Below are 20,465 nucleotides of genomic sequence, written 5' to 3'. Positions count from 1 at the left end.
ACATCGTTAGTCATTCTTACGTAGATCAAACCAGTAAAATCATGTCAAGAAGTTTCAGAAAATACCTAGGTTCAGTATAAAACAGATTATCTTTAAGATATTAAAAAAATATTAATCCTGAATATTATTTAGCTAATATTAATCAATCTAGACCGCCGGTCGTTTATTAAATAAAAAATCATTGGTTATCTTTACATAAATCAAAGCCGGTAAATTCTTGTCAAGAACTTTCAGAAAACACCTATGTTTTAGTAAAATCAGATTATCTTCAAGATATAAAAAATATTAATCCTGAATATTATTTAGCTAATATTAATCAATCTAAACCGCCGGTCGTTTATTAAATAAAAAATCATTGGTTATCTTTACATAAATCAAAGCCGGTAAATTCTTGTCAAGAACTTTCAGAAAACACCTATGTTTTAGTAAAATCAGATTATCTTCAAGATATAAAAAATATTAATCCTAAATATTATTTAGTTACTATTAGTCAACTTAAATCGCCAGTCGCTTGTTAAATAAACATCGTTAGTCATTCTTACGTAAATCAAACTAGTAAAATCATGTCAAGAAGTTTCAGAAAATACCTATGTTTTAGTAAAAAATTAGATTATCTTTAAGATATTAAAAAAATATTAATCCTGAATGTTCTTTAGCTAATATTAACCAATCTAAACTACCAGTCGCTTATTAAATAGAAAATCATTAGTAATCCTTACGTAAATCAAAGCCGGTAAGATCTTATCAAGAAGTTTCAGAAAATACCTATGTTTAAGCAAAAAAATCAGATTATCTTTAAGATGTTAAAAAGATATTAATCCTAAATATTATTTAGCTAATATTAACCAACCTAAACCACCTGTCGCTTGTTAAATAAAAAATCTTTGGTAATTCTTACTTAAATCAAAACCAATAAACTCTTGCCAAGAAGTTTCAGAAAATACCTATGTTTCAGTATAAAAGCCGAATTTTAACTTTTAAATCGCTTTTCTCTGCAAAACCAAACAGCAAATCTAACCAAATCCCCTTAGTCTTTGTACGATAAAACTGTGATATCAATCACATTAACCATATAACGTAATTACGCTACGCAAAATCGTAATACTGTTTTGAAAACTTATTTTATAAACTCAACTCATGGTTATTGTTTAGCAATAAGTTATCAGCAGTAAACCGTTAATTTATAACGGCTTAACATCGATTGTCATTGGGGTTATAAGGAGATTGTAATGGATAACAAGAAATTATCAGTCATGGAAAAAATAGGATTTGGCATGGGGGATGCGGCATGTGGCATTGTTTACTCGTCGGTCACGATGTTTTTAACCTATTTTTATACTGACATTTATGGTCTTTCAGCTGCGGCGGTTGGGATCATGTTTTTAGCGACACGCATTTTTGATGCGATTATCGACCCAATAACGGGTATGGTGGCTGACCGCACCAAAACCCGTTTTGGTCGATTTCGGCCTTGGCTTGTCTGGTTCTCAATTCCCTATGCCGTGCTTGCCGTGATGACCTATACCACGCCGGATTTTGGTTATTCCGGTAAATTGTTATATGCCTATATTACCTATGCGCTATTAATGCTTTGTTATACTTTTATTAACATCCCATATTGTGCACTTGGTGGGGTGATTACTCGGGATGAGAAAGATCGTCTGAGCGCCCAATCCTATCGTTTTACCATTTCATCAGCATCGGGGTTAATGGTATCAGTCGGCACATTATTTTTAGTCGATTGGCTGGGCAAGGAAGATAAGCAACTGGGCTTTCAACTGACCATGGCGATTATGGGCATTATCGCTATTGGCATGTTACTGCTCTGTTTTTTTACCACCAAAGAGCGTGTGACGCCGATTAAAGATGAGCAAGTCAGCGTTAAAAAAGATCTTAAATGCCTACTTGCCAATGACCAGTGGTGCATTGTTGCTATTATTACTTTTTTCTCGAGTATGGCGGGCGTGATGCGAAGTTCCGCTACGCTTTATTATGCCACCTATTTAATGTTGGGTGGCATCAGTTCAACAGCCGGCACGGCGATGAAATCGGCCTTTGTTTCTACCTCAGTTGTTGGCACCATACTTGGTGCCATGGCAGCAGGATATTTTGCTAAGCGCTTTAGTGCGATTTCACTGTTTAAAAATATTAACTTAATTCTGTTTGCCATTGGTGTGTTGATGTTTTTTGTGCCGCCGGTTTGGTTACCGGTTGTATTTCCTCTCTACTTTTTAATTGGATTTTTTCATCAAATGTATCAACCGTTTAAATGGAATATGATGGCAAACGCCGCTGACTATGGCGAATGGAAATTTGGCCGACGTGCAACCGGGCTTTCATTTTCCGGCAATCTGTTTGCATTAAAATTAGGTATGGCGGTAGCTGGTGCTTTGGTTGGGGTCTGTTTAGGTCTGTTAGGCTATCAAGCTGGCGTCGATGAGCAAACACCACTAGCCACCATGGGCATCATCGGACTGTTAACCATTGGACCGGCATTTTCCTATCTGTTACTTTGGTGGTTAATGCGCTTTTATAAATTAGATGACAACATGATGAAAAAAATTCAAGATGATCTGCTTGCCAGACAAAAGCAAGCTGATAATCATCAGTAAGATAGTGTTTCGGTTATAAATGGACAAACCAGAAAGGTATTAATATGAGCAGTAACTATTATCATAATCCGATTATTTGCGCCGACTATTCTGATCCGGATATTATCCGAGTTGGCGATGACTTTTTTATGGTCGCATCAAGCTTTAATCATTTACCTGCACTACCTGTTTTACATTCTAAGGATTTAATCAACTGGGAGATTATTAATCATGTTTTTTCGTCGTTTGAGTTTGGTGATTATGATCAGGTGCAGCCGGGTAAAGGCGTTTGGGCGCCGTCTATCACTTATCATGATGATAAGTTTTGGGTCTTTTTTAGCACTCCCGATGAAGGTATCTTTATGTGTCATAGCACCGATCCTTGGGGCGAATGGAGCAAACCGCATTGTGTTCAGCCAGCGCTAGGTTGGATTGATCCTTGCCCGTTTTGGGATGATGACGGGCGGGCATGGTTAGTACATGCCTTTGCCCAGAGCCGGTGTGGTCTAAAGCATCAATTACAACTGTTTGAGATGAAAACTGACGGTAGCGAATTAATCGGTGAAGGCAAAATCATTTATGACGGCACCGCCGATTTGCCTACGCTTGAAGGTCCCAAACTGTATAAAAGAAACGGTTGGTACTATATTTTTGCGCCAGCCGGCGGCGTCGAAACCGGTTGGCAAACGGTTTTACGATCCGATAAGCTAACCGGCAATTGGACAGCGCGAAATGTGCTTTTTCAAGGTAACACCCCCATTAATGGCCCACATCAAGGCGGTTGGGTGGAGTTAGCCAATTCGCAGTGCTGGTTTGTACACTTTCAAGATGCCAATGTATATGGGCGAATTGTGCACTTACAGCCAATGTATTGGGACGATGATAACTGGCCAAGGATCGGCCAAACGTTAGATGATCATGGTGCCGGACAACCAGTTTTATCTTACCCGAAACCGCTTGTTAACGGTGAGTCTACAGGCGATAAAATACAAACCAGTGATAATTTTGAGCAGGGAAAATTTGGCTTACAGTGGCAATGGCCAGCCAATCCACAACCACACTGGCTGGCTGATAGTGAGGCGGGATTGGTGTTAAATTGTTGCCCGTTACCGATACGTAATGGGCAAGAGACACTCTATTTTGCGCCAAATTTACTGTTACAAAAATTTGCGGCATTTCAGTTTTCGGCGCAAACAGAAATGACCTTTAACCCAACCCAATCGGGCGATTTTGCCGGAATGATTATTTATGGTGAACGCTATGCAGCTTTAGTTGTTTGTTATGATAACGGTGAATATCGTCTTATGTATCGTTATGGTTGGGTTAAAGATTCGGGTGTTGTTGATGAGTATCATCAGCCGATTGCAAAACTCGACTCCGCCTCCTGTCAACTTAAGGTAGAAGTCGGATTAAATGGTATCTGCCAATTTTACTATCGCCAATCGCAAGATAGTTGGATTGCACTGCCCCGTCAATTTGCCGCCGGTAAAGGTAAATGGGTTGGTGCTAAAATCGGTATGGTGGCAGCAACTGACGCTGGGCAAACTATGGGCGGCAATTGCCATTTTAAATATTTTAGCGTTGTCGCTAAGTGATAAAAAACGCCCACAGTTATCGTGGGCGGTTTAGATTGTTTGTTATAGGCTTTTAATCGCTTGGTATTGCGCTTGAAAATAAGATTGCACTACCCTGTCAATTTGCCGTCGGTAAAGGTAAATGGGTTGGAGCTAAAATCGGTATGGTGGCAGCAACTGACGCTGGGCAAACTATGGGAGGCAATTGCCATTTTAAATATTTCAGCGTGGTCGCTAAGTGATAAAAAAACGCCCACGTTATCGTGGGCGGTTTAGATTGTTTGTTATAGGCTTTTAATCGCTTGGTATTGCGCTTGCAAATGGGATTGCACTCCCCCGCCAATTTGCCGCCGGTAAAGGTAAATGGGTTGGTGCTAAAATCGGTATGGTGGCAGCAACTGACGCTGGGCAAAATATGGGCGGCAATTGCCATTTTAAATATTTCAGCGTGGTCGCTAAGTGATAAAAAAAACGCCCACGTTATCGAGGGCGGTTTAGATTGTTTGTTATAGGCTTTTAATCGCTTGGTATTGCTCTTGCAAATATGATTGCACTTCCCCGTCAATTTGCCTCGGTAAAGGGAAATGGGTTGGTACTAAAATCGGTATGGTGGCAGCAACTGATGCTGGGCAAACCCTAGGTGGCAATTGTCATTTTAAATGTTTTAGCGTGGTCGCTAAGTGACAAAAAAAACGCCCACGGTTGTCGTGGGCGGTTTAGATTGTTTGTTATAGGCTTTTAATCGCTTGGTATTGCTCTTGCAATTTAGCTTTATCATTAATATAGCCTTGTTGTTTTTCTTTCTCTTTCGCCACAACAGCCGCTGGCGCTTTATCGACAAAACTGCTATTGCTAAGTTTTCCGTCGATACGAGCAATTTCGTTATCGATGCGTGCCATCTCTTTTTCCAGTCGAGCTAATTCATCTTCTTTGTTAATTAACCCAGCCATTGGAATAAGTAGTTCAGCACCGTCAACTAACTTAGTGACTGATAATGGCCCGGTTTCACCTTCATCTAACAGCACAATTTCTGATAATCTTGCCAGCGATTCAATAAAGGTTATATTATCACTGATAATACGATGAACAGCAGGTGAAGCTTGGCGAATCAATAATTGTAATGGTTTGCTCGGTGCAATATTCATTTCAGCTCGAATATTACGCACGGCAATCACCGCCTCTTTGATCCAGTTAATATCGGCAACAGCTTGATCGTCAATATGTTTACTATCAAAAGTCGGCATCGGTTGTAACATAATAGTATCAGCCTTGATACGCATTAGTGGTTTAACACTTTGCCAAATTGCTTCAGTAATAAATGGAATAATTGGATGTGCTAAGCGTAACAATGCTTCCAATACCGTCACTAAAGTATGACGAGCAGCACGCTGTTCAGATTGCTCACCATTTGCCAGTACTGATTTGGTTAACTCTAAATACCAGTCACAGAACTGATTCCAAGTAAATTCATATAAAATATTAGCGGCTAAATCAAATCGATAAGTATCGAAGGCTTCTCGATAGGTTTTCACGGTATGATTAAATTCAGCTAATATCCATTTATCGGCTAATGAATAGGCTAAATCACCACCGGTAAAGCCACAATCGTGATCTTGCGTGTTCATAAGGACATAACGGCTGGCATTCCAAAGTTTATTACAGAAGTTGCGGTAACCTTCTAAACGTTTGAGATCCCAATTGATATCACGTCCGGTTGAGGCTAGTGCCGCTAAGGTGAAGCGTAATGCATCAGTACCGTGCGCTTCAATGCCGTTAGGGAACTGTTTTTCAGTACGTTTGGCAATTTTTTCCGCCAGTTGTGGTTGCATCATATTGCCGGTACGTTTTTCCAATAAATCAGCAAGTGAGATGCCGTCAATCATGTCTAAAGGATCGATAACATTCCCTTTAGATTTGGACATTTTTTGCCCTTCTTCATCACGAATTAAGCCTGTAACATAGACTGTTTTAAACGGAATCTGCGGCTTACCGTCTTTATCTTTGATAAAGTGCATGGTCATCATAATCATTCTAGCGACCCAGAAGAAGATGATATCAAAACCGGTGACCAGTACATTGGTTGGGTGGAAAGTTGCCAAATCATCGGTATTTTCCGGCCAACCTAATGTAGAGAAAGTCCAAAGTGCAGATGAGAACCAAGTATCAAGCACATCTTCATCTTGTGATAATACCACATCATCAGCGATATTGTTTTCCCGACGGACTTCGGCTTCGTCTCGTCCAACATAGACATTGCCTTGCGCATCATACCACGCCGGAATACGGTGACCCCACCATAATTGGCGTGAAATACACCAATCTTGAATATCATTCATCCACGAGAAGTACATGTTCTCGTACTGTTTTGGCACAAATTGGATATCGCCATTTTTAACGGCATCAATAGCAGGCTCGGCCAATACTTTCGCTCGCACATACCATTGGTCAGTTAACATTGGCTCAATCACCACGCCGCCACGATCACCATACGGTATGGTTAAATCATGTGGTTCAATCTTTTCTAAAATGCCTTGCGCTTCACAGGCGGCAACAACCGCTTTACGGGCAGCAAATCGTTCTAAATTTTGCAATTCAGTCGGAATATCTCCCCCATAAACATCACTCGGTTCGCCGTTTGTGTCAAACACTTCGGCTTGTGAGCGGATCTCACCGTCAAAGGTGAAGATGTTGATCATCGGTAATTGATGACGGCGACCCACTTCGTAATCATTAAAGTCATGTGCCGGAGTAATTTTTACGCAACCGGTACCTTTTGTCATGTCGGCATGTTCATCACCAATAATCGGAATACGACGATTAACCAAAGGTAAAATAACAAATTTACCGATCAGATCTTGATAGCGAGGATCAGCCGGATTGACCGCTACCCCGGTATCACCTAATAATGTTTCCGGACGCGTTGTAGCGACAACTAAATAATCTTTACCGTCTGCCGTTTTGGCGCCGTCAGCAAGTGGATAACGTAAATGCCACATTGAGCCTTTTACTTCACGATTTTCAACTTCTAAATCAGAAATCGCGGTGCGTAATTTTGGATCCCAGTTGACCAAACGTTTACCACGGTAGATCAAATCTTCCTGATAAAGTCTAACAAATACCTCTTTTACCGCATTTGATAGCCCTTCGTCCATAGTGAAGCGCTCACGATCCCAATCCACCGAATCGCCTAAACGACGCATCTGTTTGGTAATGCTACCGCCTGATTGCGCTTTCCACTCCCAGATTTTTTCGATAAACATTTCACGACCATAATCATGACGGGTTTTGCCCTCTTCGGCAGCAATTTTACGTTCAACCACCATTTGCGTTGCAATACCGGCATGGTCGGTACCCGATTGCCATAACGTATTGTTACCTTGCATACGATGATAACGTATTAATGCATCCATAATGGTTTGTTGGAATGCGTGCCCCATGTGTAAACTTCCGGTCACATTCGGCGGTGGGATAGCGATGCAGTAGCTTGGCTGTGATTTGTCGCCATTAGGCTTAAAATAGCCACTTTGTTCCCAATGTTGATAAATTGGTTGTTCGATTTCTTGTGGATTATAAGTTGTATTTTTCATAATAAATGCATAAATCCTGATTCAAGGCATAAAAATACTATCTATTCTACAGTAAAATAGCCAAACAATAAATTGGCTAAGTGAGAAACTCGTTGATTAAATCTCTTATCAATTTCGCTTTTATTGGAATGATTGGCATTAAAAAACCGCTGTGTCATAAGCGGCCTTTTATACAGTTAAATTTCGATATGTTAAAAGCTAACTGGGTTGATAGATAAAATTATCAATTAATCGTGTTTTACCAATATAAACGGCAAGTGCACATAAGCTATCTTGCTTAAGGGAATCAATCGCATTGAATGATGCCATATCGACAAATTCGATATAATCAATTTTAGCAAGCGGCTCAGCGTTAATTATTGCTTGCATAGCACCGGCAATGATATCAACCGATCTTTCACCCTGTGCAATCATTTCGCCAGCGCATTGAATGGCTCGATAAAGGCAAGTTGCCGCTTCTCTTTCAGTTGCGGATAAATAGCTATTGCGTGAACTTTTTGCCAGTCCGTCTGCTTCTCGCACAATCGGGCAACCAATAATTTCAATATCGACGTTAAGATCGCAAACCATTCGTTTAATCACAGCAAGCTGCTGAGCATCTTTTTGTCCAAAATAGGCTCGATCCGGTTGGGTGATGTTAAATAATTTAGTGACCACCGTGCAGACACCCTTAAAATGTCCCGGTCGCTTTTTACCACATAACGCTTCTGTAAGCCCATTAACATCGACATAACTGTTAAAGTGAGCCTCGTACATTTCGCTGGCTGTTGGGCAAAAGATAAGATCGACTCCCATTTGCTGGCAGGCAATTTTATCTCGCTCAAGATCACGAGGGTAACTTGCCAAATCCTCGTTAGGGGCGAACTGGATGGGATTAACAAAAATGGTCACAATCACTTTTTGATTCTGCTCTTTGGCCGCCGCCATTAAACTTTGGTGCCCTTCATGCAAAAAGCCCATAGTGGGAACTAAACCAATACTTGCGCCGGACTGCCGCCAAGCTTTAACTTGCTGGCGAACTTGATCAATTGAGGTCACAACTTTCACGGTATTATCCTTGATGACTGATGAAAAATTCAGATTTAATTTTTGCCATTACATCGCTATCGATAGCAAATTCATGATTTGCAGACGGAAACTGTTGCTGCTTCACTTCTTCGCAATAATCTTTAAAAGCCTGCTTCATTTGCTCGCCAATTGGCGCAAATGATTTTACAAATTTAGACGATACACCTTCATACATCGACAACATATCTTGATAGACTAAAACCTGACCGTCACAACCAACACCGGCACCAATGCCAATAGTTGGAATGCTAACCAGTTCAGATATCAGTTTTGCCAACTCCGCCGGCACACATTCGAGTAAAATAGCCGCCGCACCTGCTTGCTCAACCGCCAATGCATCAAGCACTATCTTTTTAGCGTCGTTATAGTCTTTGCCTTGAACTTTATATCCGCCTAATGCCAGTACCGATTGTGGCATCAAGCCAATATGCGCAATGACCGGAATCGATGCTTGTGTAATCAATTGAATATGTTCAAAAAACGCCTGCCCGCCTTCAAGCTTGACCGCTTGTGCTTGACCTTCTTGAATTAAACGACCGGCATTATACACCGCATCATAGGGCGAAGTATGGTAGGACATAAAAGGCAGATCAGTCACAACAAAAGCTGTTTTAGCCGCTCTGGCAACCGCTTTGGAGTGGTGAATCATATCTTCCATTGTCACCGATACGGTACTTTGGTAACCCAGCATCACCATTCCCAATGAGTCACCAACCAATAAACAGTCAACGCCACTCTCATCCATTAATCTAGCGGTGGTGTAATCATAGGCGGTTAACATCGTGATTTTTTCTTGATTCAGTTTTCGTTGTTGTAGGGTGAGAATTGTGTTTTTCAAAGTTACAGCTCCAGTTCTAATTGTTTGTAGTCCCTGTTTGGATGTTTTTTTCGACTGATATTAAGCAATATGGTCGATAGTTGCTGGTAAATGGGCTTAAGCTCATCGGGCATGGCCATAATATGTTGTTTGATTGTTTCAACATCGCCACGTTCAACCGGCCCGGTCAACGCATCAATGATACCCGCCCGGCAAGCATTATTGGCATTGCCTAAAAATAGTGGATGCCACGCCTGTTCACTAAACTCTTGATCCAATCCACACTGTTCGTTGAGCAGATCAACACCAATTTGCACCAAAGCCAAAACTTGATTGCTTAGCATGACACAAGCGGCATGGTAAAGCGGCTTTTTAATGGCGGGCAAAATGGCGATAGGGTTGGGGAGTTTTGCGAAAAATTCAGTTAAGGTTGGAATGATATCGGCATTGGCTTCCAGCGTGAAAGACACATTAACCATATCAGAAAAACAATCAAAGCGGTCGTAAATTGCATAGAGTGGATGTAATGAAAAAGCGAAGGGATGAACAACTTTATTTTGGCTAAAGATATGAGACGTTAACAGCCCGCTACAATGGCCAATCCATTTATTGCCAATTGGCAGTTGACACAAATCATACCAAACTTCGGCAATTTGACTATCTGAGACGGTGACCAACAAACAATCACACTTAGCAACTATCTCAGCTAGCGTTAAAAATGCATGACTTTGGGTAAATTCGCTTGCTTGTTTTGCATGCTCATACGAGCGGCTATAAAATCCTGCGACTTCGATTCCACAAGAACTAAAATACTTCCCTAAGGTGCAACCAACCTTCCCTGCACCAATAAAACCAACGATCATAACAGATACAAATAGTTAAAAATTAACGCATTATAGCGTAATTTGCTGTTTATTCAATTGAATTAGTTTTATATAAACAATATCACAGCATAACAAAGGCTAGCGTTTAAAAAGTGATAAAGGTGTTTGTCAAGAAGTTTCAGAAAATATATACGTTTCAGTATAAAACAGTGTTGATTATAGTAAATCTATTAAAAATTTATCTGATTACCCTACCTTAATGGCAACATATTCTTGTCAAAAACTTTCAGAAAATGCATACGTTTTAGTATAAAACTGTTTTAATTACTGTAAATGTTTAAAAAAATCTATCTCACTACCCTATAGAAACGGCAGCGGATTCTTGCCAAGAAGTTCCAGAAAATATATGCGTTTTAGTATAAAACAGTGTTGATTATAATATATCTATTAAAAATCTATCTGATTACCCTACCTTAATGGCAACATATTCTTGTCAAAAACTTTCAGAAAATGCATACGTTTAAGTATAAAACTCTTTGAATTAGAGTAAATCTATTAAAAATCTAGCTTACTTCCTTACATAAACGACAACATATTCTTGTCAAAAACTTTCAGAAAACACATACGTTTCAGTATAAAACTGATTTTTAATTGTGTTTAGAATTCGACTGTTATTTTACAAAATTAAAAATACAACTTTACGCCTTAATAAAGTTTGCATAATTAGGTAGTCAAACATGCTAAAAGCGATGGCGGGATAAGCGTTGGTATATAGACTTTTTACAAAAAGCAAAGCGGAAGAAATACAAATTCAATAAGGCTGAGTTTGTGAGAAGATTAATCGTTATACCAAGAAAATAGGCTGTTAAATTATCTATAAAAAACCTTATAACAAAAATTGCTATAAGGTTTTTTCTCAACAACGATAATTACCAAGCCACACAACTGCTTAAGAAATTACCATAATCATCGTTTCTGAAACCAACAACGCCGGTTCCTGATTCAACTACGTAATGATTTTCGGGACTATGGACGGTCGCAGCCCAATAATAAGCGTCACCATAATCACTATCATAAACTATCCAATCACTATCCGGATAATATTCCCTGGTTACCTTACCCCATTCAGAGAATAAACCACCCATCCATTCGGTAGTCGCACTGTTTCGGTAGCTAATCTTCCTACGGTAAATTTCACCAACCCCTGGTACACCTTCTTCCCAGTTAATTTGGTTACCGGATGAGTCGACGGTACGATTAGAGTTTGTAAAATCCCATACTGCCGGTAGATTGTATGTACCACTTAAGGTGTTACAACGATCAGAACTTTCAGCCCAATTTCTGGAAGGACCATCCGGGAAGGCGATCATCCAGCGCTGGATAAAAAATGAATAAAATGCATTAGTTTTGTTGCGATCGGCGTACAATTTAAAAACTGAAGGTACAAATTTACCGCCATTGGTTGCAGCTGAAGGTCCTTTTAATGTCACTCGCAATTTTCCGTTATGCTCACTTAAGACTAAATGTACCCCTGTTCCACCGAGAGATGAAACGTTAGTACCATTGATATCGATAACTTCAGCAACACTTAAGCCGGCAAGTTTAAGGTCGAAAAATAAGTTGTTAGATCCAATCGTAGGAAAATTGTTTCCCGGATTATTGGTATCATTCATCGTAAAGCCCTTACCTCTAACCCAAGTGTTATCTACATCACCTTCATTGTTAAGATTCGGTTGTGCATAACAAAATTTAACCACAGAAGGGACTTTAGGGTACATATAATAAGCGTGTTGTTCGCCGATAAAAGAACTTTGGTTAGGAATACCATATTGTGTGCTGATCGTGCCATTGTCAGAAGATACCAATAACTTCAAAGGTGCATCACAAGGCTCTAATACAGCATTTTCATTATTTTTAACAAAATTTGTAAGATCGTTACCGTCACCGTCAGTCCAGTTTACCTGTAAATCGCCGGTTATTACCGGGTTATAATCGCCGTCATCATCACCCCAAAAATTGGCATTAAGGATGACATCTTGAATAGGTAGTCGAGGGTAATTCGCGTTTTGTGAAGGCAATGTGACGATAGTTTTTATATCGGAGAACTTGACATTTTCGTTATCAAATTTTATCGGATTTGCTGCCGTTGAGGTATCAGAATGGGCAGTGATTTCTTCGCCATTTGGTAATGTGATTGACAACAAAGGGGATAGATACTCCGTTTTGGTTTGTCCATTATCAAATGTTACATAAGGGGCGTAACCTTCGATACTTCGTAAGGTGGATATCGAGATTGACGTAGCTGGATTGGATAAAGCAAGCAAGCCTAAAGTTAAGAGTAATGTCTTTTTCTTATGAAGAAGACAATTGCATTTCAACATATTTTAGTCCTTTTAGTTATAATTTATTATTATTTGTTATTATTGATTTTTTTTATTGTTTTTTGATCTTTCCTGACCTTTTCGGCAAGTATAAATTAAACATATTCGTTAATCAATAAGTTATACCTATCGTAATAGTCAGGAAAAATTGATCTAAGGTATCTTTCGAACAAAATCTGGAGGATTTGGATTTAACGCAACAGTGATGAAGAGATACTACATAAATATTGCGGGTATAATCGTCTCAACTACTCGAATTCCTAAACTTTTTTACCGATATACTTAGCTATACTAGCTAATTAAGATCGGAATAGTTTTAAGATTAAAACCTGCTTGTTTATAGGTTTTATACCTTTCCCGGGCTAACACTTTCAAGTGTTCATCTACCGGCACAAAGTCAATCACATCTCGGTATACGCCGGAAAATTCCGGGAACTGTTCTTGCAGATTGATCAGTATCTGCCGACTACCGCTACTACGTCTTTGCGGCCAACAAATTTCAACCGGTGAACCACCTCTCATGCCTTCACCGGCTAAATTGTGCGGCACAAAATGTTGCGTATCTTGTTGCCACAGGTATTCATCTATGCGTTCAGCTTGCGCTTGATCTTGACAGGCTACCAGTATCCGTTGCTTTGTTTGCCAAGCTTCGGTAATTTTTTGACAAGCCAATTTTTCATGAAACAAAACACCCGCCTCATCCGCCGGTGCCTTGTTTTCTAAGAGATAAAATATGACTTTTTTCATAAACCCCTATCTTTATATTATTGCGCTAATAGATATTCGATTAACATCGCCACCGGTCTACCGGTTGCACCTTTGTTGGCGCCTGACTGCCAAGCAGTACCGGCGATATCTAAGTGTGCCCATTGATATTTTTCGGTAAAGCGAGATAAAAAACATGCAGCCGTTATTGTGCCACCGTCACGCCCACCGGCATTAACTATATCGGCGCAAGTGGAGTTTATCTGATCTTGAAAATCATCGTCAATAGGTAACGCCCATGCTTTATCGCCTGCGCTGTTTGATGCGGTTATTAACTGTTCAACTAATTTATCATTATTGCCCATTACGCCGGTATAGTGATGACCTAAAGCCACAATACAAGCGCCAGTTAAGGTGGCAATATCAATAACCGTTTTAGGTTGATAACGATCAACGTAGGTTAAGGCATCGCATAACACTAAACGGCCTTCCGCATCGGTATTGATAACTTCAACGGTGATGCCGGACATCGTGGTTAAGATATCGCCCGGTCGATAAGCATTGCCGTCCGGCATGTTTTCGCATCCTGCCATAATACCAACCACATTTATCGGTAAGTTTAATTGAGCAACAGCCTGCATAACACCATAAACGGTTGCCGCACCGCACATGTCATATTTCATCTCATCCATACCGGCTGACGGTTTAATCGAAATGCCGCCCGAATCAAAAGTTAAACCTTTACCGACTAAGACATAAGGCTGCGCTTTTTTATCTTTGGCGCCATGATACTCAATAACGGTCATGATTGATTCGTTTTGTGAACCACGCCCTACCGCTAAATAAGCATTCATATTTAATTTAGCCAGCTCTTTTTCACCTAAACAAGTGACTTTTAACGAAGCATGCTGCTTACCGAGTTTTTTACCTTGTTCTGCTAAGTAGCTGGCATTACAAACATTAGACGGCATATTGGCAATCGTTTTAGTTGCACTAATAGCTTGCGCAATAATGTTACCTTGTGATAAAGCTTCGTTTGCCTGTTTAACCAGTTTTTTATCGCCACAAAGTAAAGTGATTTTGGTTAAACTTGCTAACGGTGATTTTTTTGATTTGTAGTCATCAAAACGATAAGTTAATTGAGCAACAATTTGGGGTAACTGTTTAGCGATCTGTAATGTGATTGATGAATTAATGTTTAAGATATCCCAGCTGATCTCTTTTACTTTTTTCGCTAATAGTTCTTTAACCGCTGCTTGAATAACTTTTTTCGATTGCTTTAAATCAAACGCTTTTAATTTGCCACAACCGACAAAAAGCAGTTTTTGTTTTAATTGAGTTGAGCAGGAATATAAAAAGGTTGTGTGCCCTATTTCGCCACTAATTTCACCTGACTTAATCATTTGGCTAATTAAGCCGTTGGTTGCGAGGTCTAATTCTTTTACTGAATCTATTTGATTTTTATCTAGAAATATTGGCAGCACGAAACATTCGGATTTTTGTTTTGTGATAGTTGCGCTGTTTTTTATTTGAAATTCCATTAGCTTTCTCTTTAGTGTTTGATTTAAAGTGAATGATAACATTTTATCGGTTCATAAAGCGATAGCAACAAAAAGATAACGAAACCTTGCAAATCAGATTATAATAGCCAAATTTGGTTGAACTAGTAGATAGGTAAAATGTGATTATTCGTCGATATTTAGTAAGAGAAACATTGAAAACGCAAGGTGCAATACTATTTATATTATTGCTGATCTTTTTTTCTCAAAAATTAATCAGAATTTTATCCAGCGCCATTGATGGAAACATTCCACGTGATTTAATCATGCCTTTATTAGTGTTAGGCATTTCCAATATGGCTGATCTTATTTTACCGCTTAGCCTGTTTCTCGGTGTGCTTGTGACCTTCGGTCGATTATATGCAGATAGTGAAATGGTTGCAATGCACGCTTGTGGCGTAAAAAAATCGATCAACTATCAAGTTGTGTTCTTTCTTTGCATTTTAACCTGTGGCTTAACTGCCCTCAATAGTCTGTGCTTTGGTCCTTGGTCGAGTTCAAAGCAAGATCAGTTAGTTGAAAATGCGAAAATTAATCCTAGTTTAGCCGGTTTGTTAGCCGGTCAATTCCAGCAAACCCCGGACGGTAATTCTGTTATCTATATTGGTAATGTGAACAATAATAATTTAGACAATGTCTTTATTGCGCAAATTAATCCTAAAAACAATCAACGTCCGTCAATTATTATTGCCAATAAAGGCAAAACTGGGCAAGATGAGCAAGGCAATCAAATTATTACCCTGCAAGATGCTAATCGCTATGAAGGCACCGCTCAATTAAAAGATTTTCGTATTTCAAACTTCCATAACTATTTAGGCATCATCAAACCTAAAGAGTTAGATATGAATAATGAGGATGAAAAGATCGACGTGCAACAGTTAAGTATGACTGAACTGTATCACAGCAATACCGCGAAAGCTAACGCTGAGTTTTATTGGCGATTAACCCTTATTATTTCTGTACCGCTTATGGCCTTTATGGTGATTCCGTTAAGTGTCTCAAGTCCACGGCAAGGGCGATTGGCGCAAATATTGCCGGCATTGTTGCTCTATTTAATCTATTTTCTTTTAGCCAGTTCATTTAAAGCTAACGCCGGCAAAGAGCGGCTCGATCCGGCATTTTGGTTTTATGTTATCAATTTAGGCTATCTAGTTATTGCCTTAATTTTGAATTGTTGGGATAACTTATTTATGCGTAAACTTCGTTTAAAATATATTGCATCGTAAAGGAGAAAAGGGATGTTTTCGATTTTAGATCGCTATATTGGTAAAACTATAATAAGTACAATTGGACTTTGCCTGTTTTTATTAATCAGCCTATCGGGCATTATCCGTTTTATCGATCAGCTTAGAAAAATTAAAGTTGATTATGATGCTTTTTCTGTCGGTATGTATACATTGTTAATGGTGCCTAAAGATTTGGAAATATTTTTCCCAATGGCGGCACTGTTAGGCGCGTTAATCGGCTTAGGTATTTTGGCGTCCCGTAGTGAACTTATCGTTATGGAAACATCGGGATTTAGTCGTTTTAAAATTGCTTTGGCGGTAATGAAAACCGCACTACCCTTAGTTATTTTAACCATGGCTATCGGTGAATGGGTCGCACCCATTAGCGAACAAACCGCACGCAATATGCGTTCAGAAAAGCTTTATGGCAATTCGTTAATGGCTGAACAAGGCAGTTTATGGGCTAAAGACGGTAATGATTATGTGTATATCGGTCATGTTAATAATGACAGTTCGATAGCCAATATTGATATTTATTCAGTGGGTAACAATAAGTTGCTCTCGATAACCCATGCGGTTAGCGGTGTGTTTAAAGACGGTGTTTGGACGTTAAATCAACTTGAAAAGAATGATTTAACTAATCCAAATCAGATCACCAATGTCAATATGCTCTCAATGGAGTGGAAAACCAATATTACGCCCGATAAATTGAGCATTGTGGCTTTCGATCCCGATTCTTTGTCTGCTTCCGGTCTTTATCAATATTCCCAATATTTAAAAAGCTCCGGTCAAGACACCAAATATTATGATCTGCTGTTTTGGAAAAAGATGATTAAACCCGTTTCTGTAGCCGTTATGATGCTATTGGCTTTATCGTTTATATTCGGTCCTTTACGTAGTGTATCTATGGGGATTAGGGTGATTATTGGGATTAGTTTTGGATTTTTGTTCTATATTGCCGACAATCTTTTTGCGCAAATTAGTATTGTTTGGGGTGTCTATCCGGTGGTTGGCTCGCTTCTAACCAGTTTGATCTTCCTGATAATCAGTTACATCTTATTTAAGCGCAAAAACTAAGTTAAATTTTACTAGTGGAAGAATTTAAGGTTAGTTTGCCTATTACTCTAATTTTTGTATCTCCCCCTCCTATCACCCAATGAGAGCATGATAGGAGGGGGGTTGGCTAGCTATTTAAATAGATGCAGATATTCGCCATAACCTTTTGCTTCTAACTCATCTTTCGGAATAAACCGCAACGCAGCAGAGTTAATGCAATAGCGTAAACCACCTAACGTTTTCGGACCGTCGTTAAAGACATGCCCCAGATGCGAATCGGCTTGCTGTGATCTCACCTCTATGCGGCGCATACCGTAGCTGTTATCCTCTTTTTCGATGATACTGTCATTGTTGATTGGCTTAGCAAAACTTGGCCAACCACAGCCAGAATCAAATTTATCTGACGAGGTAAACAGTGGTTCACCCGATACCACATCAACGTAAAGCCCTTCTTGATGATTGTCATTAAACTCGTTTTCAAACGGCGGCTCTGTCCCATTTTGTTGAGTGACATGATATTGCATAGGACTTAGCGCTGAAACGGCTTTTTCTTTCAATAATTTATTCATAACCCACCTATCTTACGCAACTTAATTAATATGAATTAACTTAGGATCGTTAATCGCCTTATAACATCGATTGCAAAGCCTTATCTTTAACCCAAAAATAGTGATATAAAGCCCCGGCAATGTGTAACATCACTAATATGGCTAACAAATACGATCCCACTATATGAACAGAGTGAAAAAATCCATATAACCCATTGGGCATAGGTATAGCCGGTATTGAGATGAGGCCAAACACATTCAAAGCACGGCTACTCATAAGATACCCGGATAAGGGTAATATAAATAATAGAATATAAAGAAATCCCTGAGTTGATTTGGCTAAAATGCGTTGTAATTTCTTATTTTTAGGTAAGACATCCGGCACGCCGTCTTTACTAATGACAATCACACGCCATACGGTAAATAGGAAAACCACGACCCCTAGCGATTTATGCCATAAATAGATATTAGCCATACCACCTAAAATAGGTGACAATGTCACTTTGAAGATTAATAACGCAACGACAATGACCACCAGTAACGCTGATAACCAATGGATCGTTTTTTGTTTACTGCTATATTGTGGATATTTCTGCATTGTTTTTTTTCACTCTCATCTATTTTTATCAGCCCAATTTTTCGAGATAAAGGGTGCTCGACCCGATAACTGGTAATAACGATTATAATGTTCCGGTCGCTTTTTATAGTAATCTTGATGATATTCTTCTGCCGGATAGAATGCAACAGCCGGTTCGATTGCGACATTAATTGGTTGGGAAAAACGTTTGCTGGCAATTAATTTTTGTTTAGACTCTAAAGCCAGTTTATGTTGTGAAGGTGTATGATAAAAGATAACCGGGCGATAAGAGTCACCCCGATCAGCAAACTGCCCATTGGCATCGGTTGGGTCAATTTGTTGCCAAAATATATCAAGCAAGGCTTGATAGGTGATTTTGTTCGGATCAAATGTGATTTCTACCGCTTCAGTATGGCCGGTTGTTCCCTGACAAACTTGCTCATAAGTCGGATTAGGCACATGCCCGCCGGTATAACCAGAGACAACACTTATTACACCCTCATATTTGTCAAACGGCTTAACCATACACCAAAAACAGCCGCCGGCAAATGTTGCTTTTTCATATTTTTGCATAAAGACCTCCGATAAAATAACTCATACCTTTTGAAATTAACGTTATCAGACTACTTTTATCATTCTAACTTTTCTTTTAAGCAATAATCCTCACTTGAAATTGTATAAATTATCACCATATTGATATTCAATATTCCTACACGGGAGGATTTGAATATGGCTAGTGGTTGGGCATCTGATGATGCTGTAAATCAACAAATTGAAGGTACCATTGCTGATGCTATCGAAAATGTTAGACGTCATTTAAACCAAAATACAAAGAGTGCCGATTTTTGTATTGAATGTGGTGAGCCTATTCCCGAAGCTCGCAAACAAGCGCTACCGGGTGTTCAATATTGCTTATCTTGTCAGCAAGAAATCGATAAACAAATTAGCAAAACCGCTACATTATATAATCGACGTGGCAGTAAAGATAGCCAATTGCGTTAGTATTAATGGATAGCAAGGTGGTTAACAATCCAAATCACCTTGCTACTTCATCTTATTGTACCAGTGATGTTATTTATTCGCCTCGCCATTACGCACTGAATCGTATGGATAAATCAGAAATTTGTTATCAAACCATTCCGCACAAAAGATGTCTTCAATCTTATCATAACCCTGTTTTTTGATTTCACTTTTCACCCAATCTTCCGATTTTTTTAGCTGTTCCAGATTATCATGACTGATTCCACCATTTTCGATAATCAATACCGCAATATCTTTTTCACCTTTCTTGATAATGGTTAGTGAGCCATTTAATTCATACCAAACTTGTTTTAGCTGATCAAAAGAGGAGATACCTTGAATATTGACTAACGTCTCAAAGTCTCTGACCGGTAAATTAGCTTTGATAAAGTTATCACTCAATAGATTACCGTTTTTCACCAATTGAATTGGCTCACCGTCAATGGCATCACGCAAACGGGAATTTTTTGATTTAATAAAGCGAATCAATATTAATAATCCCGCCCAAATGGCAACTAATCCAGCCGATTCCCATGCAGAAACTGTTGGACTTAATAACGCTCCCCCGACTAACGCACCGATAACCATGCTACCGACCTGATCTAACTGAGACATTGGCGCTATTTGGCTTTTTCCGGATAATTTGACATAGATAAGTAATATTATTAAAGCTAACAAAAATTTTGGCGCCATTGATAATAAATACATGTCCTACCTCCAAGCTAAGATTTTATTATTCATTCCCGATAAATATGTTTTTAGAAAGATATGTACTGATATATGGAACAATAAAAATATGTGCAAATTGGAATATATTTAGTCACGATAAAATCAATCTATTTTTGCTGACGATTTTAAGCGCTGTAAGATCAGTTAGAACAGAAAACTTCTTTATTTTACACGAATTTGGATATTTTAAAATATCCTACTTA

The 20,465-nt window shown here is 39.1% G+C and carries 18 protein-coding genes; 7 read left to right on the top strand and 11 right to left on the bottom strand.

What is annotated here, in order from left to right; genetic code table 11:
- The first annotated feature begins 1,229 nt into the window (after positions 1 to 1,229).
- From J3U37_RS04640 to J3U37_RS04625, 4 genes are all read left to right on the top strand, one after another.
- A complete protein-coding gene (locus J3U37_RS04640) occupies positions 1,230 to 2,612 on the top strand; it encodes a glycoside-pentoside-hexuronide (GPH):cation symporter (protein ID WP_267373514.1) in 1,383 nt (460 codons plus the stop codon).
- Between the two features lie 44 nt (positions 2,613 to 2,656).
- Complete coding sequence (locus J3U37_RS04635) at positions 2,657 to 4,186, top strand: glycoside hydrolase 43 family protein (protein ID WP_267373511.1); 1,530 nt, start codon at positions 2,657 to 2,659, stop codon at positions 4,184 to 4,186.
- Between the two features lie 143 nt (positions 4,187 to 4,329).
- On the top strand, positions 4,330 to 4,407 hold the full coding sequence (locus J3U37_RS12120; protein ID WP_416379984.1) for a hypothetical protein: 78 nt from the start codon (positions 4,330 to 4,332) through the stop codon (positions 4,405 to 4,407).
- Between the two features lie 65 nt (positions 4,408 to 4,472).
- On the top strand, positions 4,473 to 4,628 hold the full coding sequence (locus J3U37_RS04625) for a hypothetical protein (protein WP_416379983.1): 156 nt from the start codon (positions 4,473 to 4,475) through the stop codon (positions 4,626 to 4,628).
- 265 nt (positions 4,629 to 4,893) lie between these two features.
- Here J3U37_RS04625 and J3U37_RS04620 read toward each other — a convergent pair whose 3' ends face one another.
- The 7 genes from J3U37_RS04620 to J3U37_RS04590 all read right to left on the bottom strand — a co-directional run bounded on the left by J3U37_RS04620 (position 4,894) and on the right by J3U37_RS04590 (position 15,088).
- A complete protein-coding gene (locus J3U37_RS04620; protein WP_267373502.1) occupies positions 4,894 to 7,752 on the bottom strand; it encodes a valine--tRNA ligase in 2,859 nt (952 codons plus the stop codon).
- A gap of 198 nt (positions 7,753 to 7,950) precedes the next feature.
- On the bottom strand, positions 7,951 to 8,799 hold the full coding sequence (panC, locus tag J3U37_RS04615; protein WP_267373500.1) for a pantoate--beta-alanine ligase: 849 nt from the start codon (positions 8,797 to 8,799) through the stop codon (positions 7,951 to 7,953).
- A 4-nt stretch (positions 8,800 to 8,803) separates the two neighbouring features.
- Positions 8,804 to 9,658 carry a 3-methyl-2-oxobutanoate hydroxymethyltransferase gene (panB, locus tag J3U37_RS04610; RefSeq protein WP_267373498.1) on the bottom strand — a complete coding sequence of 285 codons (855 nt, stop codon included), beginning with the start codon at positions 9,656 to 9,658 and terminating at the stop codon, positions 8,804 to 8,806.
- A 2-nt stretch (positions 9,659 to 9,660) separates the two neighbouring features.
- Positions 9,661 to 10,500 (bottom strand): Rossmann-like and DUF2520 domain-containing protein, encoded by an 840-nt coding sequence (locus J3U37_RS04605; protein WP_220219469.1) that lies wholly within the window; start codon positions 10,498 to 10,500, stop codon positions 9,661 to 9,663.
- Positions 10,501 to 11,390: 890 nt separating this feature from the next.
- Positions 11,391 to 12,842, bottom strand: a complete 1,452-nt coding sequence (locus J3U37_RS04600) for a hypothetical protein (RefSeq protein WP_267328516.1) — start codon at positions 12,840 to 12,842, stop codon at positions 11,391 to 11,393.
- Positions 12,843 to 13,133: 291 nt separating this feature from the next.
- Positions 13,134 to 13,589 (bottom strand): DNA polymerase III subunit chi, encoded by a 456-nt coding sequence (locus tag J3U37_RS04595; protein ID WP_220219467.1) that lies wholly within the window; start codon positions 13,587 to 13,589, stop codon positions 13,134 to 13,136.
- A 17-nt stretch (positions 13,590 to 13,606) separates the two neighbouring features.
- A complete protein-coding gene (locus J3U37_RS04590; RefSeq protein WP_267373495.1) occupies positions 13,607 to 15,088 on the bottom strand; it encodes a leucyl aminopeptidase in 1,482 nt (493 codons plus the stop codon).
- A gap of 140 nt (positions 15,089 to 15,228) precedes the next feature.
- On the opposite strand from J3U37_RS04590, the gene lptF reads away from it, so the two are divergent.
- A complete protein-coding gene (lptF, locus tag J3U37_RS04585) occupies positions 15,229 to 16,332 on the top strand; it encodes an LPS export ABC transporter permease LptF (RefSeq protein WP_220219465.1) in 1,104 nt (367 codons plus the stop codon).
- Positions 16,333 to 16,344: 12 nt separating this feature from the next.
- Positions 16,345 to 17,409: an LPS export ABC transporter permease LptG gene (gene lptG, locus J3U37_RS04580; RefSeq protein WP_220219464.1), complete on the top strand. Its 1,065-nt coding sequence runs from the start codon at positions 16,345 to 16,347 to the stop codon at positions 17,407 to 17,409.
- Positions 17,410 to 17,519: 110 nt separating this feature from the next.
- Here lptG and msrB read toward each other — a convergent pair whose 3' ends face one another.
- Genes msrB through msrA form a run of 3 tightly spaced genes read right to left on the bottom strand, consistent with a single transcriptional unit; the run spans position 17,520 to position 19,086 of the window.
- The gene (gene msrB / locus J3U37_RS04575; RefSeq protein ID WP_294833120.1) at positions 17,520 to 17,957 is read right to left on the bottom strand and encodes a peptide-methionine (R)-S-oxide reductase MsrB; all 438 of its coding nucleotides are present in this window, start codon (positions 17,955 to 17,957) and stop codon (positions 17,520 to 17,522) included.
- 58 nt (positions 17,958 to 18,015) lie between these two features.
- Positions 18,016 to 18,534, bottom strand: coding sequence for a cytochrome b (locus tag J3U37_RS04570; protein ID WP_220219462.1), 519 nt, complete (start codon positions 18,532 to 18,534; stop codon positions 18,016 to 18,018).
- A 15-nt stretch (positions 18,535 to 18,549) separates the two neighbouring features.
- A complete protein-coding gene (msrA, locus tag J3U37_RS04565; protein WP_267328519.1) occupies positions 18,550 to 19,086 on the bottom strand; it encodes a peptide-methionine (S)-S-oxide reductase MsrA in 537 nt (178 codons plus the stop codon).
- Between the two features lie 156 nt (positions 19,087 to 19,242).
- Between msrA and J3U37_RS04560 the strand changes: the two genes are divergently transcribed.
- Positions 19,243 to 19,515, top strand: a complete 273-nt coding sequence (locus J3U37_RS04560) for a DksA/TraR family C4-type zinc finger protein (protein WP_220219460.1) — start codon at positions 19,243 to 19,245, stop codon at positions 19,513 to 19,515.
- A 69-nt stretch (positions 19,516 to 19,584) separates the two neighbouring features.
- Here J3U37_RS04560 and J3U37_RS04555 read toward each other — a convergent pair whose 3' ends face one another.
- Complete coding sequence (locus tag J3U37_RS04555; RefSeq protein WP_220219459.1) at positions 19,585 to 20,241, bottom strand: DUF421 domain-containing protein; 657 nt, start codon at positions 20,239 to 20,241, stop codon at positions 19,585 to 19,587.
- Positions 20,242 to 20,465: the final 224 nt, after the last annotated feature.

This window comes from Gilliamella sp. B3172, assembly GCF_026536465.1.
In the GTDB taxonomy this organism is placed as follows: domain Bacteria; phylum Pseudomonadota; class Gammaproteobacteria; order Enterobacterales; family Orbaceae; genus Gilliamella.
Note: the sequence above shows the minus strand (reverse complement) of the source record. Positions and strands in the feature narration are given on the sequence as shown.